Raw genomic sequence first — 25,188 nt, forward strand, 5'->3', positions numbered from 1 at the left:
TCAGCCCCCTGCGAGTTGTCCACGCAGCGCATAGTACAGCATGCCGATGTATTCCCGCGTCAGGCTGTACACCTCCTGCATCGCCCTGCCCTGCGGCACCCAGCGGAGGAAGGCCGGGCCGTCGTAGCGGATGAAGCCGGTCGGAGCCGGCACGACGGCTAAGCCCTGTTCGCCGAAAAACCCTACGGCGCGCCTGAGGTGCCAGGCCTGGCTGACGAGCGCGATGCGTTTGACGCCTTGCGGCAGCAGGATCTTCGCGCTGTTCTGCGCATTTTCCTGCGTGGTGTTCGACGCCGTCTCGCGCCAGCGCACCGGCCGCTTGAACTCGTTCTCCAGCACTCCAGCCATCAGACTGCCTTCGGCATTCCCGCCCAAGGGCGCGCCGCCGGTGACCAGCAGCGGCTTGCCGGAGCGAGCGGAAAGCCACGCGCCATAGCGCACGCGCGACAGCGTGTCGAGGCTGACCGTCTCGCCGCCGTATTCGGGCGACGGCCGCTTGCCGCCGCCGAGCACGACGATGGCGTCGACCGAGGCGAGCGCGTCCGCTGAAATCGGCGGATCGGTCTCGAGGCCTCGCGCGAGCCATAGCGCCATCTGCGGCGTCGCCGCGAGATAGAGCCCTGCGAAGGCCAAGACCCACAAGGCTCGGCCAACCTTGCGCCAGCCGCGCCGAATGAAGAGCGCGCCTATCAGCATCGGCCACAGCCACAGCAGAGGCGGCAAGAAAAAAGCCCCCGCGAGCTGGTGAACCAGCACGAGGGGGCTGACGTCGGTCATCATGCGGCTTTATTCGCCCAGGTAGGCGTTGCGCACGCGCTCGTCGTCGAGCAGGTCGCGCGCGTTGCCGCTCATGGTGATCTTTCCGCTCTCCATCACGTAACCGCGCTGCGAGACCTCGAGCGCCAGCTTGGCGTTCTGCTCGACCAGCAGCATGGTCACGCCTTCGGCGGCGACCATCCGGATGATCTCGAAGATCTTCTGCACGATGATCGGGGCGAGGCCCATCGACGGCTCGTCGAGCAGCAAGAGCTTGGGACGCGACAGCATCGCCCGGCCCATCGCCACCATCTGCTGCTCCCCCCCGACAAGGTGCCGGCCAGCTGTTTCTGGCGCTCCTTCAGCCGCGGGAACAGGCCGTAGACACGCTCGATGTCGTTCTGGATCTCCGCCTTGTCGTTGCGGTAGAACGCGCCCATGTGCAGGTTCTCTTCGACCGTCAGCTTGGCGAACACGCCGCGGCCTTCCGGCACCATCGCCAAACCATGACGCACGAAGTCGTACGGCGCGATCGAAGCGCTGTCCTTGCCGTCGTAGTCGATGCTGCCGCCGGCCTTCTTCACCATCCCGACCAGGGTCTTCAGCGTCGTGGTCTTGCCCGCGCCGTTGGCGCCGATCAAGGTCACCAGCTCGCCCTGGTTGATGTGAAAATCGATGCCCTTGACGGCCTGGATGCCGCCGTAGGCCACTTGCAGGTTTTTGACTTCCAAAAGACTCATGTGCTTGCGACCCCCAGGTAGGCTTCGATCACTTTCGGGTCTTTGCGGACCATTTCCGGGATGCCCTCGGCGATCTTCTTGCCGTAGTCGAGCACCGCGATGCGGTCGCACAAGCCCATCATCAGCTTCACGTCGTGTTCGATCAGAAGGATGGTCACGCCATCCTTGCGGATTTTTTCCATCAGGTGCTTGAGGTCGTCGGTCTCGCGCGGGTTCATGCCGGCGGCCGGCTCGTCGAGCGCCAACAGCGTCGGCTCGGTCGCGAGCGCGCGGGCGATTTCCAGACGGCGCTGGTGACCGTAGGAAAGGTTGCGCGCGTGTTCGTCGGCCACTTCGGTGATGCCGACGTAGTCGAGCAGTTCATACGCCTTCTCGCAGATCGACGCCTCCTCGGCGCGGGTGCGCTTGTCGCGCAGGATGGCGCCGATGGCGCTCGCCTTGGAACGGATGTGGCGGCCGACCATCACGTTTTCCAGCGCGGTCATCTCGCCGAACAGGCGGATGTTCTGGAAGGTACGGGCGATGCCCGTCTCCACCACCTTGTGCGGCTTGGCGCAGAACAGGTTCTGGCCGCGGAAGGTGAAGCGGCCTTCGTCCGGCATGTAAAGGCCGGTGAGTACGTTAAAGAGCGTGGTCTTGCCGGCGCCGTTCGGGCCGATCAAACCGTAAATCTCGCCTTGATTGATGGAGAGGGTCACGTTGTTGAGCGCGTGCAGACCGCCGAAACGCTTGTGAATCCCCTCGATGTTCAGGAGTTGTTCTGCCATGACTCAACCTTTCTTCGCATCCTTGAATTCGGCCTGACGGCGCTTGGAGGGCCAGACGCCTTCCGGGCGGATCAGCATCATCACCACCATGGCAAGGCCGAACAGCAGCATGCGGGCGTTTTCCGGGTCGACGATCATGCGGCCGAAGGTCGCCATCTGCACCGGGCCGATCACGTCGCGCAGGAATTCCGGCGCCAGCGTCAGCATCACCGCGCCGAGGATCACGCCCGGGATATTCCCCATGCCGCCCAGCACGATCATCGCGAGGATCATGATCGATTCGAGCAGGCCGAACGACTCGGGCGAGATGAAGCCCTGGAACGACGCGAACAAACCGCCCGCGATACCGCCCGACAGCGCGCCCAACGCGAAGGCGAGCAGCTTGATGTTGCGGATGTTGATGCCCATGGCCGCCGCGGCGATGTCGTTCTCGCGCAGCGCCACCCAGGCACGGCCGATACGCGAACGCTGCAGACGCGAGGCCATGATCACCACCAGCACGGTCAGGATCAGGAAGAAGTAGTAATAGAGATAGACGGGGTTGATGCTGTAACCGGCGATCTCGAGCGGCTTGCCGAGCGACACGCCGGCCACTTTCACCGGGTCGATCAGGTTGATCCCCTGCGGGCCGTTGGTGATGTTCACCGGTGCGTTCAGGTTGTTGATGAAGATACGGACGATCTCACCGAAACCGAGCGTCACGATCGCCAGGTAGTCGCCCTTCAGCCGCAGCACCGGCGCCCCCAGCAGCACCCCGAAGAAGGCGGCGATGAGCGCCCCGAGCGGGATGGTGATGTAGAACGGCAGATGGATGCCGAAGTGCGGCGAACTGAGCAGCGCGTAGCCATACGCGCCGACCGCGTAAAACGCGATGAAGCCCAGGTCCAAGAGGCCGGCGAAGCCCACCACCATATTGAGGCCGAGCGCCAGCATGATGTAGAGCAGCGCGAAGTCCAGCGTGCGGACCCACGAGTTGCCGAAGGCGCCGCCGATCAGGATCGGCAGCACCGCCAGCACCACGCCCATCGCGAGGTAGAGGCCGATCTTCTTGTTGGCGTCGAGCTTATTTGCAATTGCCATGTTCACAATGCGTCTCCCCGATCAAGCACGGTCGGCCATCTTCTCGCCCAAGAGGCCAGAAGGACGGAAGATCAACACCAGGATCAGCACCATGAAGGCGAAAATGTCCTGGTAGTGCGAACCGAGGAAGCCGCCGGTCAGCGTGCCGATGTAGCCGGCGCCGAGGCTCTCGATGATGCCGAGCAGCAAACCGCCCGCCACCGCGCCGCCGAGGTTGCCGATGCCGCCGAGCACCGCCGCGGTAAACGCTTTAAGACCGATCAGGAAGCCCATGTAGTAGTGGGCCTGGTCGTAGTTGGTCGCCACCATCACGCCGGCAACTGCGCCGAGGCCGGAGCCGATCATGAAGGTCGCCGAGATCACGGTGTTGACGTTCACGCCCATCAGGCCGGCCACCGCCGGGTTCTGGCTGGTGGCGCGCATCGCGCGGCCCAGCTTGGTCTTTTCGACCATCAGCAGCAGGCCGCCCATGATGACCAGACACAGCACGATGATCATCAGCTGGAGCTCGGTGATGCTGGCGCCCATGAAACTGATGGTTTCGTGAGTGAGAATCGGCGGGAAGGGAATGTAGTTGCGGCCCCAGATCAGGATCGCGACTTGCTGAAGCACGATCGACAAACCGATCGCGGTAATCAGCGGCGCCAGGCGCGGCGCGTTGCGCAGCGGCCGGTAGGCCACCCTCTCGATGGTGAAACCGAGCAACATGCACGCCGGAATCGCCACCATTAGGCCGATCAGGACCAGAAGCGGCCCCGGCACGGCGACGCCGGCTCCCATCAGCGTGGAGATGACGGTGATCGTTACCATCGCGCCCACCATGACGATTTCGCCATGGGCGAAGTTGATCAGACCCATGATCCCGTAAACCATGGTGTAGCCCAGCGCGATCAGCGCGTAGATGCTCCCCAGGACGAGACCATTGAGTATTTGCTGCAGAAAAATATCCACGGTCGGAAATCTCCTTAGATAGATCGACCCAGCGGCTTTCGGGGGGTTTCCCGGGCCGCCTGTTCTCTTTTGTGTTGGCACGGCACGGATCGAGCCCTGCCGCATGTCCGCCCACCCGCCACCTGGATACAATAGACAGTAAGCAAACGAAGGGCGGATTATCGTGCTGGCAACAAATCCCTGTCAATCTTAAAAATTGATTAAACCGGGGGCAAAATCAATCCTTTTTCCGAGAAGGGTTTTTTCCTGAAATAAGCTTGTTTTTCAGCAGTTTACTTTTAAGGGTTATTCCTTGAGTGCGCCAATAGCGGGGTTTCCCTAGGAAAGCATTTCCCACAAGATCACCCTGAAATGCGGACGCGTTCATCATGCTATTCTAACGACATAATCCGCAGCCGCGAACGCTGGCCGAGCCGGGCTTCCCATTTCAACATCCACCGCCGTGAATTTAATAAAACGCGACGCAACAACGCGACAAAGGCCGCCCCGCAATGGGGCGGCCTTTTCACATCCCAACGGGTGCGAACACTCAGCCGAGCTGGAAGGGATAAACCGATCCCATACCGAGAATGCCGGTCAGTTCGTCGAGCGCCGCGCGGCATTCGACCAGCAGTTGCGGATCGCCGAGGTCTTCGGGCGAGATACGGTCACGATAATGACGGTCGACCCAGGTGTTGAGCGCCGCGAACAAGGCGTCGTTCATCATCACCTTCGGATTCACCGCGGCGAGTTCTGCCTCGTTCAGCGCCACGCGCAGGCGCAGGCAGGCCGGCCCGCCGCCGTTCTGCATACTCTGCTTCAGGTCGAACACCTTCACCTCGGCGATCGGGCCGCCGCTCGCCGCCAGTTTTTCGAGATACGCCCAGACACGCGGCGTCACGCGGCATTCTTCGGGTACGACGATGATCATCTTGCCGTCGGCGCGCGACAAGAGCTGACTGTTGAACAGATAGCTCTTGACCGCCTCCTCCACGCTGACATCGGCCTCGGGCACCTCGACCGCGACAAAGCGGCCGCCAAAGGCCTCGAGCTTGCGGTCGATTTCCGACAGCACCGACGCCTGGTCGAGGAAGGCGCGCTGATGGTGGAACAGCACGTTGCGGTTGCCGACCGAGATCACGTCGTTGTGGAACACGCCCTTGTCGATCGTGTCCGGGTCCTGCTGACCGTAGACGACGTTGCCTTCGGAAAGGCCGTGCAGACGGGCTATAGCCTCGCACGCTTCCAGCGTCTGGCGCGCCGGAAATTTGGCCGGCTTCGGACGGCTGGCGTCGAAGGCCGACGCGCCGTAGACGAAGAACTCGACGCCCGGCGCGTCGTATTCGGCGCAGAAACGCGTATGGTTGGCCGCGCCTTCGTCGCCGAAGTGCATCTGCGCCGGCAGCGCCTCGTGCACCGCGAAACGCGACTCGTCGTTGAACATCGCCTTCAGCACGCGGCGCGTGGTCGGGTGTTCGATCGAGCGGTGGAACTTGTTGTTCAGGTTGGCCGGCGTGAAGTGCACGCGCCTGTCCGCCGTATCGGCCGACGGGCTCACCGTCGCGGCGTTCGCGGTCCACATGCACGAGGCCGAAGTCGCGGCCGCGAGGATGGCCGGCGCCTCTTTGGCGGCGCGCGCGACCACCTCGGCGTCGCTGCCGGCAAAACCCAGACGGCGCAAGCTTGCGACGTCCGGGCGCTCGTGCGGTGCGAGCACACCCTGCTTGAAGCCGAGGTCGGCCAGCGCCTTCATCTTTTGCAGGCCCTGCTTGGCCGCCAGCTTCGGGTTCGACGCCGCGTTCTGGTTGCCGGTCGACGCGACGTTGCCGTAGGACAGGCCGCTATAGTTGTGCGTCGGGCCGACCAGGCCGTCGAAATTCACTTCGTAAGCATTCACAGTACGATCCCTGGGCTGAGTTGTTGCGGAACGGTCAGGCTGTCGCATTCGAGCGACGCGACCGGATAGGCGCAGTAGTCTGCGGCGTAGTAGGCGCTCGGTCTATGGTTGCCCGACGCGCCGATGCCGCCGAACGGCGCGGCGCTGGAGGCGCCGGTGAGTGGCTTGTTCCAGTTAACGACACCGGCGCGGCTCTCGATCAGGAAGCGGTCGAACAGCTCGCGCCTGTCGGACAGCACGCCGGCAGCCAGGCCGAAGCGCGTGGCGTTGGCCAGGGCTATCGCCTCGTCGAAGTCGGCGTAGCGGATGACCTGCAACAGCGGGCCGAAGAATTCCTCGTCCGGACGATTCTGTACCGCCGTCACGTCGACGATGCCCGGCGCCAGCATCGCGAAGCCCGGCTCGAGGCGGCGCATTTCCAGCAGCACCTTGCCGCCGGCCTCGGCCAACCTAGCCTGTGCGGCGAGCAGCGCGTCGGCCGCTGCGTTGGAGATCACCGCGCCGAGGAAGGGCGCCGGTTCGTCGTTGTAACGGCCGACCTTGAGCTTGGCCGAGACCTCGACCAGGCGAGCGATCAGCCTGTCGCCCCACTCGCCTTGCGGCACCAGCAGGCGACGCGCGCAGGTGCAGCGCTGGCCGGCCGAGATGAACGCCGACTGCACGATGTGGTGCACGGCGGCGTCGAGCTCGGCGACGTCCTCGACGATCAGCGGGTTATTGCCGCCCATCTCGAGCGCGAGGATCTTGTCCGGGCGGCCGGCGAAGTTCTTGTGCAGGATCTCGCCGGTGGCCGAGCTGCCGGTGAAGAACAGGCCGTCGAGGCCGTCGTGCGCCGCGAGCGCGACGCCGGTTTCGCGCGCGCCCTGCACCAGGTTGATCACGCCGGCCGGCAGGCCGGCCTCCGCCCACAGCTTGACGGTCAGCTCGGCGGTCGCCGGCGTCAATTCGGACGGCTTGAACACCACCGCGTTGCCCGCGAGCAAGGCCGGCACGATGTGGCCGTTAGGCAGGTGGCCCGGGAAGTTGTACGGGCCGAACACCGCGACCACGCCGTGCGGCTTGTGGCGCAGCACAGCCTGCGCGTCGCCCATGGCGCTGGCGCGGGTGCCGGTGCGCTCCTCGAGCGCGGCAAGCGAGATCGCCACCTTGTTCGCCATGCTGGTGACTTCGGTCTGCGCTTCCCATAAGGGCTTGCCGGTTTCGCGCGAGATCAGCTCGGCCAACGTTGCTTTGTTGGCGTCAAGGAGTTCGCCGAAACGACGCGCGACGGCGGCGCGCGCTTCCAGCGGCTGGCGCGCCCAGCCGGCAAAGGCGGCGCGGGCCGCCCTCACCGCGGCGTCGACCTGTGCGGGACTCGCGGCGCGGCCTTGCCATACCGTTTCGTTAGCCGCCGGGTTGACCTTCTCGAACGCGTCGCCTTCGCCGGCGAGCCACTGTCCGTTGATGAAATGGGTGCTCATTTACGCTTTCTCCTTGGGCGACAGGGTCACCGCCCGTACGGTGTCGCCGTCTTTCACATTGAGCGCCGCCGCCTGGTCGGGCTTGAGCGCGAGCGAGGCCGCCGGATAAGCCGCCTCGATAAGAACCACGCGGAAGTCCTCGAGCGACTGGTTGGAAACCAGCAGCCATTCTCGCGCATCGTCGGACGAGGGCTCGGCCAACGTCACCGGCACGAGACGGCTTTCCTTCACCGCACGCACCTCGCTCGTGTACGTCTGCACCGTCGGGCCGGCGTCGAAGATGTCGACGTAGCCTTCGTAACGGAAGCCCTCGGCCTGCAGCATCGCCACCGCCGGACGCGTGTTCTCATGTGTCTGGCCGATCACCGCCTGCGCGTCGGGCGGCAGGAAGTCGATGTAGACCGGGTACTTGGGCATCAGCTCGGCGACAAAGGCCTTCTGGCCGACGCCGGTCAGATAATCGGCGCGCGCGAAGTCGATCGAGAAGAAATGGCGGCCGAGCGACTCCCAGAACGGCGAACGGCCGTTCTCGTCCGACACGCCGCGCATCTCGGCGACGGTGATCTTGCCGAACAGCGCGGGGAAAGCGGCCATGAACAGGAAGCGGCTCTTCGACAGCAGGCCGCCGTTCTTGTTGGCGCGATAGTCGGGGTGCAGGAACAGCGAACACAGCTCCGAATAGCCGGTGTGGTCGTTAGACAGGAACAGCGTGTCGTGCCGGGTGTAGACGCCGAGTTCTTCGCTCGCGTGGACGATGGTGCCGACGCGGTAGTTGTACCAGGCCTCTTTCAGGCCGACGGCGGCCTCGATCGCGCAGATGCCGGCCACCTTGCCGTTTGCACTGTCTTCGAGCACGAACACGTAGCCGTAGTCGCCCTCTTCGGCGGTGCCGGCGAACGATTGTTCGGAGCGCGCGATGCGGCGCGCCAGGCGTTCTTCGTTGACTGGCAACGAGGTCAGTCCCACGCCGGCGCTCTTGGCCAGCTCCAGGAGGCCGGGCAGGTCGCCCTGGCGGATCGGTCGGATCAGCATCATGCGGTTTCTCCTTCCGGCTCGACCTGAAGCGGCGCGAGACGGATCGTGTCTCCGCTCGTCACCGAGAGCGCCAGCGCGCCGTCCGGGTTGACGAAGGCGACGCCGTCGACCACTTCGGCTTGCACCAGCGTCGCGACGAAATCGGCGACCTTCTCGTTGCTCGCGAGGCGAAGGTTGGCCGAGGCCGGCAGGCTGGCGGTCACCTCGACCGGGTGGCAGCTGCTGGTGCGCACGGTGTAGAGCCGGTCGACGTCGGCGGTCAGCACCGCGCCACCGTCGAAAATGTCGATGTAGTTGTCGGCTTCGAAACCCTCGCGGCCGAGGATGCCGAACGGGCGCTCGAAGTCGGGGTGGACCTGGCCGATCGCCTGCTGTGCCGCGCCGGGCATCAGCGGCACGTAGATCGGATAGGCGGGCATTAGTTCGGCGATGAAGGTCTTGCTGCGGCTGGCGAACGCCTGTTCGACCTCGACGAAGTCCATGTTGAAGAAGCGGCGGCCTATCGCGTCCCAGAACGGCGACTGGCCGGCGGCGTCGTGGATGCCCTGCATCTCGGCGACCACGCGGCGGCCGAAGCGCTGCTGCTGGCTGGCGATGAACAGGAAGCGCGCACGCGACAAGAGTTCGGTCGCCAGCGCGTCGATCGCTGGCTCGGAGTAGAAGCCGCACAGCTGGACGAGGCCGGTCAGGTCGTGGCACATCGTCAGCACGTGCACCTTGTTGTTGACCTTGAGCGTGCGCGACGCGTGCACGAAGGTTTCGCTGCGATAGCTATAGAACGGCTCGTCGAATCCGGCGCACGCGCTGATCGACGCGGTGCCGACCACCTGTCCGTGCGCTTCGAGCACGAACATGTAGTACTCCTTGCCGGCGTCCAGATCGGCGTCGTGCTCGAACGCGTCCAGCGACTGCTGGATGCGCTCGAACAGCTTCTCGCGGTTGTTCGGCAGGCTGGTCACGCCGATGCCGCTCGCCACCGCCATCTTCTCGATGGCCGGCAGGTCGGCGGTGCGTGCAGGTCGCACGACATACATGGTGTTTCTCCCTCGTGCTTGCCAAGCCCGCCCTGAAAAAGACGCAAGGGGGCCCAGCGGCCCGCCGCAAGGCGGGCCGCTCCGACAAAATAGCTTGTTATTCTGGGGGTTTAGGCGGTCTGGCCGACGACTTCGGCTACCGCGGCCTCGAAGCGTTTGAGGCCTTCATCGATGTCTGCGTCCGGGATCACCAGCGACGGCGCGAAGCGCACCACGCTGACGCCGGCGACCAGCACCATCAGCTGCTGGCGTTCGGCGGCGAGCATGAAGTCCTTCGCGCGGCCGGCGAAAGCCTCGGTCAGCACGCCGCCGAGCAACAGGCCCATGCCGCGCACTTCCTTGAAGATGCCGTACTTGGCGTTGATCGCATTCAGACCGTCGACGAAACGTTGCGACTTGGCGCGCACGCCCGCGAGCACCTCCGGCGTGTTCACGACTTCGATTACCTTTTGAGCGACCGCGCACGCGAGCGGGTTGCCGCCATACGTAGATCCATGAGTCCCGACGCCGAAGCTCTTGGACACCTTCTCGGTGGTCAGCATCGCGCCGACCGGGAAGCCGCCGCCGAGCGACTTGGCGGAAGTCAAAATATCCGGCGTCACGCCGTATTCCATGTACGCGTACAGCGAGCCCGAACGGCCGACGCCGGTCTGCACTTCGTCGAACACCAGGAGCGCGTTGTGCTGGTCGCACAGCTCGCGCGCGGCCTGCAGGTATTCACGCGTGGCCGGCAGCACGCCGCCCTCGCCCTGCACCGGCTCTACGACGACCGCGCAGGTCTTGTCGGAGATCGCGGCCTTCAGCGATTCGATGTTGTTGTACTCGACGTGCTTGATGCCGCCCGGCACCGGCGCGAAGCCTTCAGTGTACTTCGGCTGGCCGCCGACGCTGACGGTGAACAGCGTACGGCCGTGGAAAGAGCTCTTGCAGGAGATGATTTCGTGCTTCTCGACGCCGACATGGTCGGCGGCGTACTTGCGCACCAGCTTGAACGCGGCCTCGTTGGCCTCGGCGCCCGAGTTGCTGAAGAACACGCGCTCGGCGAAGGTGGTTTCGGTCAACAGCCGGGCGAGCTTGAGCGCCGGCTCGTTGGTCAGCGTGTTGCTCACGTGCCAGAGCTTGCCGGCCTGCTCGGTCAGCGCGGCGACCAGCGCCGGATGGCAATGACCGAGCGAGTTCACCGCGATGCCGCCGGCGAAGTCGACGAATTCACGGCCGTCCTGATCCCACACGCGCGACCCTTCGCCGCGCACCGGGATGAACTGGGCCGGCGCGTAGTTGGGGACCATGACCTGGTCGAACAAGGCGCGGGTGACGGAATGGCTCATTGGTTTTCCTTCCTGCAAGGCTGATAGAGGTTGTGTTTCACAACATGAAAACGATTCTAATGAATCCCATCGGCGGTCCATATCCGGTTTGCGACATGGGTTTACAAAAAACACGGCGACGATTTCCTGCCATTTTCTGGCATCAAAGCGCACAAAAAAGCCGGTTTCTGGCTTGACCAATGGGAAAGAATGAAAAAAATGACGCAGATTCGGTCAATATTGTGCGGGCAAAAGGGTTGCCCCTCAAGCGGGCCGGCGTTGCCGACCCGGGATTTTCGCTTGCCCGGCCAGGCTTTGAGCTCAAAGCTGCCCTGCCCCGCCCGACAAAAAGCTCGGCCAACCTTGAAGGTTGGCCGAGCTTTTTCGTGACGCTGTCTTTCATAAACAAAAACGCCCGCGGGATTCGCGGGCGTTTCGGTACGGCAGACTTGTCGCTTAGCTCGAGCGCAGGCCGAACGATTCGGCGGTCGCGTTCGCGGTTTTCGCTTCGTCTTCCAACAGCGCCTTGATCGACAGACGCACGCGGCCGCGGTCGTCCATCTCGATCGCCTTGACCTTCACGACCTGGCCTTCTTTCAGGTAGTCGGCCACGTTCTTGATGCGCTCGTTGGCGATCTGCGAGATGTGGACCAGACCATCCTTGCCCGGCAGGATGGAGACGATCGCGCCGACGTTGTTGTCGAGGATCTTCACCACGGTGCCTTCGTAGATCTTGCCGACTTCGACTTCGACGGTGATCTCTTCGATGCGCTTCTTGGCCGCGTCAGCGCCTTCCTGCGTGATCGACGCGATGGTGATCGTGCCGTCTTCCTCGATGTTGATCTCGCAGCCGGTGTCCTTGGTGATCGAACGGATGGTCTCGCCACCCTTGCCGATCACTTCGCGGATCTTGTCCGGGTTGATCTTCATCGTGAACAGGCGCGGCGCGTGGCTCGAGATTTCCTGCGGGCCTTCGACGGCTTCCTTCATGTAGCCGAGGATGTGCAGACGGCCTTCCTTGGCCTGCTCCAGCGCCACCTGCATGATTTCCTTGGTGATGCCCTGGATCTTGATGTCCATCTGCAGCGCGGTCACGCCATCGGCGGTACCGGCCACCTTGAAGTCCATGTCGCCGAGGTGATCTTCGTCGCCGAGGATGTCGGTCAGCACCGCGAAGCGGTTGCCTTCCAGGATCAGGCCCATGGCGATGCCGGCCACGTGCGCCTTCAGCGGCACGCCGGCGTTCAACAGCGACAGGCAGCCGCCGCAGACCGAAGCCATCGACGACGAGCCGTTCGACTCGGTGATTTCCGACACGACGCGCAGCGCGTAGCCGAATTCGTCTTCCGGCGGCAGCACGGCGAGCAGCGCGCGCTTGGCCAGGCGGCCGTGGCCGATCTCGCGGCGCTTCGGCGGGCCCATGCGACCGGCTTCACCGGTCGAGTACGGCGGGAAGTTGTAGTGCAGCATGAAGCGGTCGGTGTATTCGCCGGCCAGCGCGTCGATGCGCTGCTCGTCGAGCTTGGTGCCCAGCGTGGTCGCGACGATCGCCTGCGTCTCGCCGCGGGTGAACAGCGCCGAGCCGTGAACACGCGGCAGCACGCCGGTCTGGATCGCGATCGGACGCACGGTGCGGGTGTCGCGGCCGTCGATGCGCGGGTCGCCCGACAGGATCTGGCCGCGAACGATCTCGGCCGACAGGTTCTTGAAGATGCCCTTGATCTCGTTGGCCTTCAGCGTCGACGTTTCTTCGTTGATCAGACCCGATTTAACGGCGTCCCAGGCCTCGGCCAACGCCTGCGAGCGGGCCTGCTTCTGGCGGATGCGGAAGCCGGCGGCGATCTTCTCGCCGGCGATCTCGCGGACCTCTCCGATCAGCGCTTCGTCCTGGGCCGGAGCGGCCCAGTCCCACACGACCGGGTTCACTTCGTCGGCCAGCTCGTTGATCGCCTTGATCGCGGCCTGCATCGCGTCGTGGCCGAACACCACGGCGCCGAGCATCGTCGCTTCCGACAGCTCTTTGGCTTCGGATTCGACCATCAGCACCGCGCGCTCGGTACCGGCGACCACGAGGTCGAGCTCGGAGGTGGTCAGCTCGGTCTTGGTCGGGTTCAGGATGTAATCGCCGTTGGCGTAACCGACGCGGGCGGCGGCGATCGGGCCGGCGAACGGCAGGCCCGAGATCGCGAGCGCGGCGGACGCGCCGATCATCGCCGGGATATCGGAGTCGATTTCCGGGTTCAGCGACATCACGGTCGCGACGATCTGCACGTCGTGGTAGAAGCCTTCCGGGAACAGCGGGCGGATCGGACGGTCGATCAGGCGGCTGGTCAGGATTTCCTTCTCGGACTGCTTGCCTTCGCGCTTGAAGAAGCCGCCCGGGATCTTGCCGGCGGCGTAGGTGCGCTCGAGGTAGTCGACGGTCAGCGGGAAGAAGTCCTGGCCCGGCTTGACGCTTTTCGAGCCGACGACGGAGACCAGCACGACGGTCTCTTCCATCGACACGAGCACGGCGCCCGAGGCCTGACGGGCGATCTCGCCGGTCTCCAGCGTCACGGTGTGACGGCCATACTGGAACGATTTGGTGATTTTGTTGAACATTTAAGATCCTGTTCCGAAATCAGTGAACGATTCGAGCAACGGGAACCCCTAAAGATTCGGACCCGGCGGCGCCGGATCGGAATGTCTAGAGGCTCCCCCCGCGGCTCGACAACATTAGAACACCGGAAAACGAAAAAGTCGCAGACGGGCTGCGACTTTTTCGATCCGGCGTCGATTACTTGCGCAGACCCAGGCGGGCAATCAGGGCGCGGTATGCGTCGTTATCGGTGCGCTTGAGGTAGTCAAGCAGACGGCGACGACGGCTCACCATTTTCAAGAGGCCACGACGGCTGTGGTGGTCCTTGGTGTTCGCCTTGAAGTGCGGGGTCAGGTCGTTGATGCGAGCGGTCAGCAGTGCAACTTGCACTTCCGGGGAACCGGTGTCGCCTTCGGCGCGCTGAAAGTCTTTAACGATATCGGCTTTTTGAGCAACGGTAACTGCCATTTTTACAACTCCAGTTTTATATAGGGGCTTGGCACCGCGGCTTGGCACCGCGGCAAAATGCCCGACGAGTACGGCGAGCCAGATCGACCTGACCGCACTCCCTCAAGCGGCCGTCGAGACGGCCAGGAGCCTGGTTGGGTGAAGAAGACCGTCGGCCTTCCACTCCGCCAGACCCATGAATTCGCGCGTCGCCTCTCGGTACACGCGAAAGCGCGACATTATGGCATGGTTTTGCGCGACGCGCACCGCCTGGCCATGCAGGAAACGACCGGCGGCATCCTCGTCGAGCGACACTTCGGGGAAGTGTGCGACCAGCACGTCGGCCGGCATCAGCAACGCATCGCGCCCCTCCGCCGACAGCGCCTCGATCGCCTCGAGTGTCATCGCCGCCTCGAGCGGAAAACCCGCCGTCGCCGTGCGACGCAGACCGATCAGGTGCGCGCCGCAGCCGAGCGTCTCGCCGATCTCCTCGGCCAAGGTGCGGATATACGTGCCCTTGCTGCAGGCGACGTCGATCACAGCGACATCGCCGGCGAATTCGACGATTTCTATCGAGTGGATGGTCACGTCGCGCGCCTTGCGCTCGATCTCGATGCCGGCCCGCGCATACTCGTACAGCGCCTTGCCCTCGAACTTGAGCGCCGAGTACATCGGCGGCACCTGGCTGATCATCCCCTTGAAGCGCGCACAGGCCTCGGCCAACGTCTCTATCGTGACATCGACCGGGCGCTCTTTCACCACCTCGCCCTCGGCGTCGCCGGTCGTGGTCACCACGCCGAATTTCACCGTCGCGCGGTAGCCCTTGTCGGCGTCGAGCAGGAAGGACGAAAACTTGGTCGCCTCGCCGAAACACACCGGCAACAAGCCGGTCGCCAGCGGGTCGAGCACACCGGTATGGCCCGCCTTGGCGGCGTTATATAGCCAGCGCACCTTCTGCAGCGCGCCGTTGCTGCTCACGCCGAGTGGCTTGTCGAGCAGCAACACGCCGTTGACGGCGCGGCGTATGCGGCGCGGCTTGCTCATTCCTTGTCTTCCGATTCGGAAGCTGCGGATTCGGCATCGCCAGCCGCGGCGTCGTCGACTTCGGACTCGTCAGCGTTGGCCGAGCCCTGATCGTCGGCCGCAGCCTTGTCGCCGGCCTGGACGACTTCGTCGATCAAACGCGTCATGTAGACGCCGCGCTCGATCGATTCGTCGTAGACGAAATGCAGCTGCGGCATGCTGAACAGGCTGATCCGCTTGCCGAGCTCGGCGCGCAGGTAGCCGGCGGCGTCCGCCAGCGCTTCTACGGTCGCCTCGCGCGTGCTGTCGACCATCACGGTGTAATAGATCTTGGCGTGAGAGTAATCGCGGGTCACTTCGACCGCGGTGATCGTCACCCAGCCGACGCGCGGATCCTTGAGCCCCTTCTGCAGGATCTCGGCCAGTTCACGCTGAATCTGGTCGGCCACACGGTCGGAGCGGGAGAAATTTTTCTTGGCCATGGCTGTTCCTTGGCAAAACAAAAGGCGAGCGGCGCCCGGAAAACCGGCCAACCGCCCGCCCATCAGAAGGTAACGCTTACAGCGTACGCGCCACTTCCACGATTTCGAACACTTCCAGCTGATCGCCTTCGCGGATGTCGTTGAAGTTCTTCAGCATCAGGCCGCATTCGTAGCCCTGGCGAACTTCCTTCACGTCGTCCTTGAAGCGCTTGAGCGAGTCGAGTTCGCCGGTATGAACCACGACGTGGTCGCGGATCAGGCGCACTTGAGCGTGACGCTTGACGATACCGTCGGTAACCATACAACCGGCGATGTTGCCGACCTTGGACACGGTGATGACCTGACGGATCTCGACCGTGCCGAGGATCTGCTCTTTCTTCTCCGGTGCCAGCATGCCCGACAGCGCGGCTTTCACGTCGTCCAGCGCGTCGTAGATGATGCTGTAGTAGCGAATATCGACGCCTTCGGACTCGGCCAGCTTGCGCGCGGCCGCGTCGGAACGGGTGTTGAAGCCGATCACGATGGCCTTGGACGCGATCGCCAGGTTGATGTCCGACTCCGAGATGCCGCCGACGCCCGAGTGTAGGATGTTGACGCGCACTTCGTCGGTCGACAGCTTCTGCAGGCTCTGCGCCAGCGCTTCGTACGAACCCTGAACGTCGGCCTTGACGATGATCGACAGCGTCTGCACTTCGCCGCCTTCCGCCATCTGCGCGAACATGTTCTCGAGCTTCGACGCCTGCTGCTTGGCCAGACGCACGTCGCGGAACTTGCCCTGACGGAACAGCGCGATTTCGCGCGCCTTCTTCTCGTCGGCGAGCACCATCGTGTCCTCACCGGCTGATGGCACGTCCGACAGACCGAGAATCTCGACCGGAATCGACGGGCCCGCCTGGTCGATCGACTTGCCGTTCTCGTCGATCATCGCGCGGACACGGCCGAACGCGGTACCTGCCAGAACGATGTCGCCCTTCTTCAGCGTACCGGACTGCACCAAGAGCGTCGCGACCGGGCCGCGGCCCTTGTCGAGGCGGGCCTCGACGATCACGCCCTTGGCAGGCGCGTCTTGCGGCGCGGTCAGCTCCAGCACCTCGGCCTGCAGCACGATCGCTTCGAGCAGGCCGTCGATATTGGTGCCTTGCTTGGCCGACACTTCGATGAACTGCGTGTCGCCGCCCCACTCTTCGGGCACCACTTCCTGCGCGACCAGCTCCTGACGGATGCGCTCGGGGTTGGCACCCGGCTTGTCGATCTTGTTGACCGCGACGACCATCGGCACGCCGGCCGCCTTGGCGTGGTGGATCGCTTCGATCGTCTGCGGCATCACGCCGTCGTCGGCCGCCACGACCAGCACGACCAAGTCGGTCGCCTTAGCGCCACGAGCACGCATCGCGGTAAACGCTTCGTGACCCGGGGTGTCGAGGAAGGTGACCACGCCGCGCGGGGTTTCCACGTGGTAGGCACCGATGTGCTGGGTAATGCCGCCGGCTTCGCCCGCCGCCACAGTCGCGCGGCGGATGTAGTCGAGCAGCGAGGTCTTGCCGTGGTCGACGTGACCCATCACGGTCACTACCGGCGGACGCGGCAGCGCCTCGGCTTCGGTCGCGCCTTCGGTCTTCTCGAGGAAGGCCTCCGGATCGTCGGCCTGGGCCGCCTTGCCGATGTGCCCCATCTCTTCGACGATGATCAGCGCGGTTTCCTGGTCGAGCACCTGGTTGATGGTCACCATCATGCCCATCTTCATCAGGACCTTGATCACCTCGGCGGCCTTGACCGCCATGCGGTGGGCGAGGTCGGCGACGGTGATGGTTTCCGGCACCAGCACGTCGTGCACGATGGGCTCGGACGGGGTCTGGAAGGCGTGCTGACCGTTGCCGTGACGATTGCGGCCGCCCTTTTTGGACTTCCAGTCGCCGCCGGCGTCGCCGCCACGGGTCCTGAGACCGCCCTTGCCCTTGCGGCCTTCGCTCCAGTCGCGATCGCCCGGACCTTTCTTGCCCCCCTTTTTATCGCCCGGCTTGGCGCCGGCAGCCGGCGCAGCCGCACCCGGAGCCGGACGCGCACCGGCCGGACGGGCACCGGCGGCCGGACGGGCCGACGTAGCGGCCGGGGCCGGCTTCACCACCGGGGTGGAGCCCGGGGCCGGCTTGTTGCGCGACAGCACCGCTTGCTGCGGCTTGTCTTCCGGCTTGACGACCGGCGGTGGCGGTGGCGGCGCGTTTTTGGCGGCCAACGCGGCCAGGCGACGCACTTCGCGCTCCTGCTTCTGACGCATCAGGTCTTCTTGCGCCTTGCGCAGCTGGGCCTGACGACGATCGTCGGCCTCGCGCAGCGCCACTTCTTCCGGCGACAGGATGCTTGTCGGTGCGGCACGCACCGGTGCCGCTGCCTTGACCGGCTCGGCGGCGGGCTTCTGTGCAACGGGCTCGGCAACCGGCTCGACGACCGCTTCGGCCACCGGTTTTTGCACCGGCGCTTCGATAACGGGTTCGGGTTTGGCTTCCACCGGCTGAGTCTCCTCGACTTTCGGTGCTTCAACTTGCACTTGCGGCTCGACAGCCGGCTCGGCTTGTACCGCAACTCCCTCTTCAACCCGAGGCGCTTCGGTCGCCGCCGCAGCTACCGGCTCTGCAGACGAGGAACCCGCCTGCGGCTCTTCCGTACGGACCAGGGTGCGCTTCTTACGGGTCTCAACGCGGACGGTAGCACCGTCGGCGGTGCGGATCTCACTGGTCTGCTTGCGGGTCAGCGTGATCGCGCTCTGATCCGCCGCGCCGTGCGAGCGCTTGAGATAACCCAACAACTGGGACTTGTCCTGCTCGCTCAATGCATCGTCCAGCGCACGCTTGGCCACACCGGCGTCACGCAGCTGCTCGAGCAGGCGTTCCGGTGACATGCCAAGCTCACTGGCAAACTGTTTTACATTCGTCAATACCATTCGTCTTCAACACTCCGTCAAAACTAGCCGATTCGCTTACTGGTTGAACCAGTGTTCGCGCGCTTTCATGATGAGAGCACGCGCGGTCTCGTCGGATACGCTGGTCAATTCGACCAGATCGTCCACCGCCAGATCGGCAAGCTCATCACGGGTGGTCACCCCGTTCTCGGCCAGTTTGCGGACTATATCCGCATCCAGGCCTTCCAGGTTCTTCAATTCTTCAGATACCGCCTCGACCTTTTCCTCGGAGGCGATAGCCAATGTCAGCAGTGCATCGCGTGCACGGCTGCGCAACTCGTTCACCAGCGCCTCGTCGAAGCCTTCGATCTCGAGCATCTCGGCGATCGGCACATAGGCGACTTCTTCCAGCGTGGCGAAACCTTCCTGCACCAGTGTCGCGGCGACGTCTTCGTCGACGCCCAGCTGGTTGATGAACAGCTCGCGCATCGCCGCGTCTTCGGCCTGGATTTTCTCCTCGGCCTCGGTCACGGTCATGATGTTGAGGTTCCAGCCGGTCAGCTCTGCGGCGAGCTTGACGTTCTGGCCGCCGCGACCGATCGCGAGGGCCAGTTGTTCTTCCTCGACGATGACGTCCATCGCGTGACCGTCTTCGTCGACCAGGATGCGGTTCACTTCGGCCGGCGACAGCGCGTTGATCACGAACTGGGCCGGCTCCGGTGCCCACAGCACGATGTCGACGCGTTCGCCGGCGAGTTCCTGCGTCACCGCCTGAACGCGCGAACCGCGCACGCCGATGCAGGTGCCCTGCGGGTCGATACGCTGGTCGTTCGCCTTGACGGCGATCTTGGCGCGCATACCCGGGTCGCGGGCGACTTCCTTGATCTCGAGCATGCCGTCTTCGATCTCGGGCACTTCGAGCTCGAACAGTTTCTTGACGAACTCGCCCGAGGTGCGCGACAGCACCAACTGCGGGCCACGACCGAGACGGTCGATGCGCAGCAGGAAGGCCTTCACGCGGTCACCCACGCGCAGGTTTTCCTTCGGGATCATCTGGTCGCGCGGCAGCACGGCTTCCAGTTTGCCGCATTCGATGATCGCGTTGCCGCGTTCGATGCGCTTGATCGTGCCGTTCACCAGGTGTTCGCGACGCTGCAGAAAATCGGCGAGGATCTGCTCGCGCTCGGCATCGCGGATCTTCTGCAAGATCACCTGCTTGGCGGTCTGAGCGCCGATGCGGCCGAACTCGACCGCTTCCATGGGCTCTTCGATGAAGCCATCCACTTCGGCGCGCGGGTCGCGCTCTCGGGCGTCCGAGAGGGTGATTTCCTTGCCGTCTTCCTCGATGAGGTCGTCCTCGACGATCTGCCAGCGGCGGAAGGTCTGGTACTGGCCGGTGTGGCGGTCGATCTCCACACGCACTTCCAGATCATCCTGATTGAATTTCTTCTTGGTCGCCGAAGCCAGCGCCAATTCCAGCGCGGAGAAAACCACCTCCTTGCCGACATTCTTTTCGCTAGCCAGCGCGTCAACCAGCAACAAAATCTCGCGACTCATTCATTCCTCCGAAATAGGGTCCCGTGGGCGTGACGAACATCTGTCCGATCAGAACTCCGGCTCGAGCCGGGCCTTGTCGATATTGGACAGGGGAATCGTCACCTGATGGCCGTCGACTTCGAGCAGCACCGCGTCGTTCCCGATCCCTACAATGCGTCCGATGAATTTCTTCTGCTGTTCGATCGGGGTACGCGTGCGGATCTTGGCCAACTGACCGGTGAAGCGAACGAAGTCCGCCTCTTTCTTGAGCGGCCGATCCAGGCCCGGCGACGACACTTCCAAGCGGCCGTAATCGACGTTCTCGACGGTGAAGAGACGGGTCAGGTGGTTGCTCACGCGGACGCAGTCGTCCAGCGTGATTCCGCCCGGCTTGTCGATGAACAAGCGCATATCCCCACCGCGACCGAGCTCGACATCGACGAGCTCGTAGCCCAAACCGCTCAGCGTGTTTTCCAGCAGCAAACGGACATCCATGCTTTTTCCACAAATAAAAAAATGGGCAGACCGCCCATTCCTAAATTGATTGAATTTTACAGCATCCCCAACAAAAAGGAAACCGGCCCACCCGGCGCGTCCGCAGGTGCTTTGCGGGGGCCTCGACCTTCCGGTAAATTAAGTTCACTTAAACGCCGGTTTGACCGACGCATAAGTTACGACACATAACTAAATGACAAGGCTCGGCCAACCTCGAACGTTGGCACGACCCCCTGACCAACACGAAGGAGAAGCTCTACCCATGGACAAGATCTGGCTTTCGCATTACCAGCCCGGGGTTCCCCACGACATCGACCTCGACAGCTTCCAGTCGGCGGTCGACGTTTTCGACAAGAGCGTCGCCAAGTTCCGGGACCGTCCGGCGCTGGCGAATATGGACAAGATTCTCAGCTACGGCGAGCTGGACGAATTGTCCGGCCGCTTCGCCTCCTACCTGCAACACGCGCTCCGGCTGCAAAAGGGCGACCGCGTCGCGGTCATGATGCCCAACCTCTTGCAATACCCGATCGCCATCTTCGGCACGCTGCGCGCCGGCTGCACCGTCGTGAACGTCAACCCGCTCTACACGCCGCGCGAACTCGAGCACCAGCTGAACGACGCGTGCGCCGAAACCATCGTCATCCTGGAGAACTTCGCCGGCGTGCTCGAGAAAGTGCTGCCGCGCACCCAGGTGAAGAACGTGGTCGTCGCGGCGATCGGCGACCTGCTCGACTTCCCGAAGTCGTTGATCGTCAACCTCGTCGTGCGCAAGGTCAAGAAGATGGTGCCGGCGTGGAACATCCCCGGCCACGTTCGCTTCAACGAGGCGCTCAAGCTCGGCCAACGTCAGCCGTTCACCAAGATCAGACTGGCGCACGACGACATCGCCTTCCTGCAGTACACCGGCGGCACCACCGGCGTCGCCAAGGGCGCGATGCTGCTGCACAAGAACATCGTCGCCAACATGCTGCAGGCCGGCGAGTGGATCAAGCCGGCGGTACGCGAAGGCGAGGAAGTTCTCATCACCGCGCTGCCGCTCTACCACATCTTCTCGCTGACCGCGAACCTGATGGTGTTCACCGAGGTGGGTGCGCTCAACGTCCTGATCACCAACCCGCGCGACATCCCCGGCTTCATCAAGGAGATGAAGAAATACAAGGTCACCGCGATGACCGGCGTGAATACGTTGTTCAACGCGCTGCTCAACAACCCGGAATTCAAAACGATCGATTTCTCGACCTGGCGGCTGGTGCTCGGCGGCGGGATGGCGGTGCAAAAGGCGGTAGCCGACAAGTGGAAGGCGACCACCGGCGTGCCGCTGATCGAGGCCTACGGACTGACCGAGACGAGCCCGGCCGTCTGCATCAACCCGCTCGATCTGAAGGAGTACAACGGCAGTATCGGCCTGCCGGTGCCGTCGACCGAGATCCAGGTCCGCGACGCCAACGGCCAGGAAGCACCGCTGGGCGAGCCGGGCGAATTGTGCGTGCGCGGCCCGCAGGTGATGAAGGGTTATTGGAATCGCCCGGACGAGACCGCGAAGGTGCTGGGCACGGACGGTTTCCTCGCCACCGGCGACATGGCGATCGTCACGCCCGAAGGCTACGTGAAACTGGTCGACCGCAAGAAGGACATGATCCTCGTGTCCGGCTTTAACGTGTATCCTAACGAGATCGAAGACGTAGTCGCCGCGCTGCCGGGCGTGCTCGAAGTCGCCTGCATCGGCGTGCCCGACGACAAGTCCGGCGAAGTGGCGAAGGTGTTCGTCGTCAAGAAGGACGCCACACTGACCGAACGCGACGTGATCGAGCACTGCCGCAAGAACCTGACCGGCTACAAGGTGCCCAAGTCGGTCGAATTCCGCAGCGAACTCCCGAAGACCAACGTCGGCAAGATCCTGCGCCGCGCGCTGCGCGACGAGCCGGTAAAAGCCTGACCGGTCCCCACCCGCATCGACCCGGCCCGCTTCGGCGGGCCTTTTTACGACGCCAGACCCCGAAACAAGAAGCTCGCCCGACGAGCCCGGAGCAAGACAACATGCTGATGCTGCCCTTCTTCAAGCTGATGGCCGAGAAACAGGCCAGCGACCTCTTCTTCACCCGCGACGCACCCGTGCAGATCAAGATCGACGGCCAGGTGCTGCCGGTCAACGAGAAACCGCTGTCGGCCGAGCTCGTCGAGCGCCTCGCCTTGAGCCTGATGAGCGACGAAGAAGCCGCCCGCTTCGCAGCCGAATGGGAAATGAACTTCGGTCGTCCGGTCGACGGTCTCGGCAACTTCCGCGTCAACATCTTCCGCCAGAAGGGCGCGGTCGCGATGGTGGTGCGCTTCATCACGCCGACCATCCCATCGCTCGACAAGCTCAAGCTGCCGGCCAACCTCAAGCCGCTGATCCAGGGCAAGCGCGGGCTGATCATCGTCGTCGGCGCGACCGGCAGCGGCAAGAGCTCGACCGTCGCCGCGCTGATCGGCCACCGCAACCAGGCGCAGAGCGGCCACATCCTGACCGTCGAGGACCCGATCGAATTCATCTTCGAGCACGGCCGCTCGATCGTGAACCAGCGCGAGATCGGCGTCGACACGCAAAGCTACGGCCACGCGCTGAAGAACGCGATGCGCGAGGCCCCCGACCTGTTGATGATCGGCGAGATCCGCGACGCCGAGACGCTGAACTACGCGATCAACTACGCGCAGTCGGGCCACCTGTGCGTGACGACGCTGCACGCCAACAACAGCTACCACATGCTGAACCGCATGATCAGCTTCTTCCCGCCGGAAACCCGCCAGTCACTCTTGATGGATTTGTCGGTATCATTGCGGGCGGTGATCTCGCAGCGGCTGGTCCCGACCGCCGACGGCAAGCTGACGCCGGCGGTCGAACTCCTGATCAATACGCCGCACATCGCCGAACTGATCCGCACCGGCGAGGTCGACCGCATCAAGGAAGCGATCGAGAACAGCCTGAGCGAAGGTTCGCAGACCTTCGAGCAGTCGCTGTACCGCCTCTACCAGGAAGGCGCGATCACGCTTGACGACGCGCTAAAGAACGCCGATTCGCCGACCAACCTGTACTGGCTGATCAACAACGCCGCCGACTCGCAGCCGGCGCGCGCGGTCGACGCCGCGCGGCAGGCCGACGGCGAGCAAGCCACCGCGCGGCCGCCGGCCAGCTTCGACGGCTTCACGCTCGACATTTGACACCCGAACCGAACCAGCCCCATGACCACCCTCTACGGCATCCCCAACTGCAACACGGTGAAAAAAGCACGCCAATGGCTCCTCGACGCCGGCGTCGACCACACCTTCCACGACTTCAAGAAGCTGGGCGCGCCGGCCGACCGGCTCGCCGCCTGGGCCGACGAGCTCGGCCTCGCGAAGATCGTCAATCGCCAGGGCACGACCTGGCGCGGCCTGTCGGATGAAGACCAGGCGCGTGCCGAAGCACGCGAATCGGCGATCGCGCTGATGCAGGACAAGACCTCGGTCATCAAGCGCCCGGTGCTCGAGCACGACGGCAAGATCCTCGCCGGCTTCTCCGAAGCGGCCTACGCGGAGGCATTCCAACGATGAGCGCGACCCTCGAACTGACGCAGGAACTGATCCGCCTCGACTCGATCACGCCGCGCGACGCCGGCTGCCAGCCGCTGATGATCGAAAGACTCGAGGCGCTCGGCTTCGTCGTCGAGAACATGCGCTTTAACGACGTCGACAACTTCTGGGCGCGCCGCGGCACGGCCGGCCCGGTGGTCTGCTTCGCCGGCCACACCGACGTGGTTCCGACCGGCCCGGTCGAGCGCTGGGACTCGCACCCGTTCGAGCCGACGATCCGCGACGGCCACCTGTTCGGCCGCGGCGCCGCCGACATGAAGGCGTCGCTCGCCGGCTTCATCACGGCGATCGAACGCTTTGTCGCCGCGCACCCCGACCACGCTGGCTCGATCGCGCTGTTGATCACCTCGGACGAGGAAGGCGTCGCGCACGACGGCACCGTCCGCGTCGTCGATGCGCTCGAGGCGCGCGGCGAGGCGATAGACTACTGCATCGTCGGCGAGCCGACGTCGAGCGACGTGCTCGGCGACACGATCAAGAACGGCCGCCGCGGCTCGCTGTCCGGCCGCCTCGTCATCAAGGGCCAACAGGGCCACATCGCCTATCCGCACCTGGCCAAGAATCCGATCCACTTGATGGCGCCGGCGTTGGCCGAGCTGGTAAACGAGCATTGGGACGACGGCAACGCCTACTTCCCGCCTACCAGCTGGCAGGTGTCGAACCTGAACTCGGGCACCGGCGCGACCAACGTGATCCCGGGCACCGCCGAGCTGAAGTTCAACTTCCGCTTCTCGCCCGAGCACAACGCCGAGTCGCTGAAGGCGCGCGTGCACGAGACCCTCGACGGCCACGGCCTCGACTACGAACTCGAATGGGCGCTGTCGGGCAATCCGTTTATCACCGAGCCGGGCAAGTTGACCGCGGCGATCGGCGCGGCGATCAGCGACGTCACCGGCGTCACGCCCGAACTGTCGACCAGCGGCGGCACCTCGGACGGCCGTTTCATCAAGCGCATCGCGAAGGAACTGGTCGAGTTCGGCCCGATCAACGCGACCATCCACAAGCTCAACGAGTGCATCCGCGTCGATGACGTCGAGCCGCTGTCGCAGGTTTACGAGGCGACACTGGAACGCCTGCTGCTCGCCTGAGCCCGCACTTCACCCCAAAGGTTGGCCG

The 25,188-nt window shown here is 64.1% G+C and carries 20 protein-coding genes and 1 pseudogene; 4 read left to right on the plus strand and 17 right to left on the minus strand.

The window, feature by feature from the left end; translation table 11 throughout:
* The 17 genes and pseudogenes from DWG20_RS13785 to rimP form a co-directional block, all read right to left on the minus strand.
* On the minus strand, positions 1 to 780 hold the full coding sequence (locus DWG20_RS13785; protein WP_115434341.1) for a YdcF family protein: 780 nt from the start codon (positions 778 to 780) through the stop codon (positions 1 to 3).
* A 6-nt stretch (positions 781 to 786) separates the two neighbouring features.
* Positions 787 to 1,496 (minus strand): annotated as a pseudogene (locus DWG20_RS13790) (ABC transporter ATP-binding protein).
* The gene (locus tag DWG20_RS13795; RefSeq protein ID WP_115434342.1) at positions 1,493 to 2,263 is read right to left on the minus strand and encodes an ABC transporter ATP-binding protein; all 771 of its coding nucleotides are present in this window, start codon (positions 2,261 to 2,263) and stop codon (positions 1,493 to 1,495) included. Before DWG20_RS13795 ends, DWG20_RS13790 begins: the two are co-directional and overlap by 4 nt.
* Positions 2,264 to 2,266: 3 nt before the next feature.
* A complete protein-coding gene (locus DWG20_RS13800) occupies positions 2,267 to 3,343 on the minus strand; it encodes an ABC transporter permease subunit (RefSeq protein ID WP_181880928.1) in 1,077 nt (358 codons plus the stop codon).
* Between the two features lie 21 nt (positions 3,344 to 3,364).
* The gene (locus tag DWG20_RS13805; RefSeq protein ID WP_115434344.1) at positions 3,365 to 4,294 is read right to left on the minus strand and encodes a branched-chain amino acid ABC transporter permease; all 930 of its coding nucleotides are present in this window, start codon (positions 4,292 to 4,294) and stop codon (positions 3,365 to 3,367) included.
* Positions 4,295 to 4,823: 529 nt separating this feature from the next.
* The gene (astB, locus tag DWG20_RS13810) at positions 4,824 to 6,170 is read right to left on the minus strand and encodes an N-succinylarginine dihydrolase (RefSeq protein ID WP_181880929.1); all 1,347 of its coding nucleotides are present in this window, start codon (positions 6,168 to 6,170) and stop codon (positions 4,824 to 4,826) included.
* Positions 6,167 to 7,630, minus strand: a complete 1,464-nt coding sequence (gene astD / locus DWG20_RS13815) for a succinylglutamate-semialdehyde dehydrogenase (protein WP_115434346.1) — start codon at positions 7,628 to 7,630, stop codon at positions 6,167 to 6,169. Before astD ends, astB begins: the two co-directional genes overlap by 4 nt.
* Positions 7,631 to 8,665 (minus strand): arginine N-succinyltransferase, encoded by a 1,035-nt coding sequence (astA, locus tag DWG20_RS13820; RefSeq protein WP_115434347.1) that lies wholly within the window; start codon positions 8,663 to 8,665, stop codon positions 7,631 to 7,633.
* On the minus strand, positions 8,662 to 9,699 hold the full coding sequence (gene aruF, locus DWG20_RS13825; protein WP_115434348.1) for an arginine/ornithine succinyltransferase subunit alpha: 1,038 nt from the start codon (positions 9,697 to 9,699) through the stop codon (positions 8,662 to 8,664). The genes astA and aruF overlap by 4 nt, the downstream gene beginning before the upstream one ends.
* A 110-nt stretch (positions 9,700 to 9,809) precedes the next feature.
* Entirely contained in the window at positions 9,810 to 11,027 is a 1,218-nt protein-coding gene (locus DWG20_RS13830) for an aspartate aminotransferase family protein (protein WP_115434349.1), read from the minus strand.
* Positions 11,028 to 11,462: 435 nt separating this feature from the next.
* Positions 11,463 to 13,607: a polyribonucleotide nucleotidyltransferase gene (gene pnp, locus DWG20_RS13835; protein WP_115434350.1), complete on the minus strand. Its 2,145-nt coding sequence runs from the start codon at positions 13,605 to 13,607 to the stop codon at positions 11,463 to 11,465.
* 175 nt (positions 13,608 to 13,782) lie between these two features.
* Positions 13,783 to 14,052 (minus strand): 30S ribosomal protein S15, encoded by a 270-nt coding sequence (gene rpsO, locus DWG20_RS13840; RefSeq protein WP_115434351.1) that lies wholly within the window; start codon positions 14,050 to 14,052, stop codon positions 13,783 to 13,785.
* A gap of 102 nt (positions 14,053 to 14,154) precedes the next feature.
* On the minus strand, positions 14,155 to 15,075 hold the full coding sequence (truB, locus tag DWG20_RS13845) for a tRNA pseudouridine(55) synthase TruB (RefSeq protein ID WP_115434352.1): 921 nt from the start codon (positions 15,073 to 15,075) through the stop codon (positions 14,155 to 14,157).
* Complete coding sequence (gene rbfA / locus DWG20_RS13850; protein WP_115434353.1) at positions 15,072 to 15,536, minus strand: 30S ribosome-binding factor RbfA; 465 nt, start codon at positions 15,534 to 15,536, stop codon at positions 15,072 to 15,074. Before rbfA ends, truB begins: the two co-directional genes overlap by 4 nt.
* 76 nt (positions 15,537 to 15,612) lie before the next feature.
* Positions 15,613 to 18,474 carry a translation initiation factor IF-2 gene (gene infB, locus DWG20_RS13855; RefSeq protein WP_115434354.1) on the minus strand — a complete coding sequence of 954 codons (2,862 nt, stop codon included), beginning with the start codon at positions 18,472 to 18,474 and terminating at the stop codon, positions 15,613 to 15,615.
* 36 nt (positions 18,475 to 18,510) lie between these two features.
* Positions 18,511 to 19,989: a transcription termination factor NusA gene (nusA, locus tag DWG20_RS13860; protein ID WP_115434355.1), complete on the minus strand. Its 1,479-nt coding sequence runs from the start codon at positions 19,987 to 19,989 to the stop codon at positions 18,511 to 18,513.
* 48 nt (positions 19,990 to 20,037) lie between these two features.
* A complete protein-coding gene (rimP, locus tag DWG20_RS13865; protein WP_115434356.1) occupies positions 20,038 to 20,463 on the minus strand; it encodes a ribosome maturation factor RimP in 426 nt (141 codons plus the stop codon).
* A gap of 262 nt (positions 20,464 to 20,725) precedes the next feature.
* Here rimP and DWG20_RS13870 point away from each other — a divergent pair, with 262 nt between their 5' ends.
* The 4 genes from DWG20_RS13870 to dapE all read left to right on the plus strand — a co-directional run bounded on the left by DWG20_RS13870 (position 20,726) and on the right by dapE (position 25,160).
* Entirely contained in the window at positions 20,726 to 22,399 is a 1,674-nt protein-coding gene (locus DWG20_RS13870; protein ID WP_115434357.1) for a long-chain-fatty-acid--CoA ligase, read from the plus strand.
* Positions 22,400 to 22,500: 101 nt separating this feature from the next.
* On the plus strand, positions 22,501 to 23,661 hold the full coding sequence (locus tag DWG20_RS13875; protein ID WP_115434358.1) for a PilT/PilU family type 4a pilus ATPase: 1,161 nt from the start codon (positions 22,501 to 22,503) through the stop codon (positions 23,659 to 23,661).
* Positions 23,662 to 23,682: 21 nt separating this feature from the next.
* Positions 23,683 to 24,033, plus strand: a complete 351-nt coding sequence (locus DWG20_RS13880; RefSeq protein WP_115434359.1) for an arsenate reductase — start codon at positions 23,683 to 23,685, stop codon at positions 24,031 to 24,033.
* Positions 24,030 to 25,160: a succinyl-diaminopimelate desuccinylase gene (gene dapE, locus DWG20_RS13885; protein ID WP_115434360.1), complete on the plus strand. Its 1,131-nt coding sequence runs from the start codon at positions 24,030 to 24,032 to the stop codon at positions 25,158 to 25,160. Before DWG20_RS13880 ends, dapE begins: the two co-directional genes overlap by 4 nt.
* The last annotated feature ends 28 nt before the right edge of the window (positions 25,161 to 25,188 follow it).

Origin of the sequence: Crenobacter cavernae (genome assembly GCF_003355495.1) — a bacterium.
GTDB lineage: Bacteria > Pseudomonadota > Gammaproteobacteria > Burkholderiales > Chromobacteriaceae > Crenobacter > Crenobacter cavernae.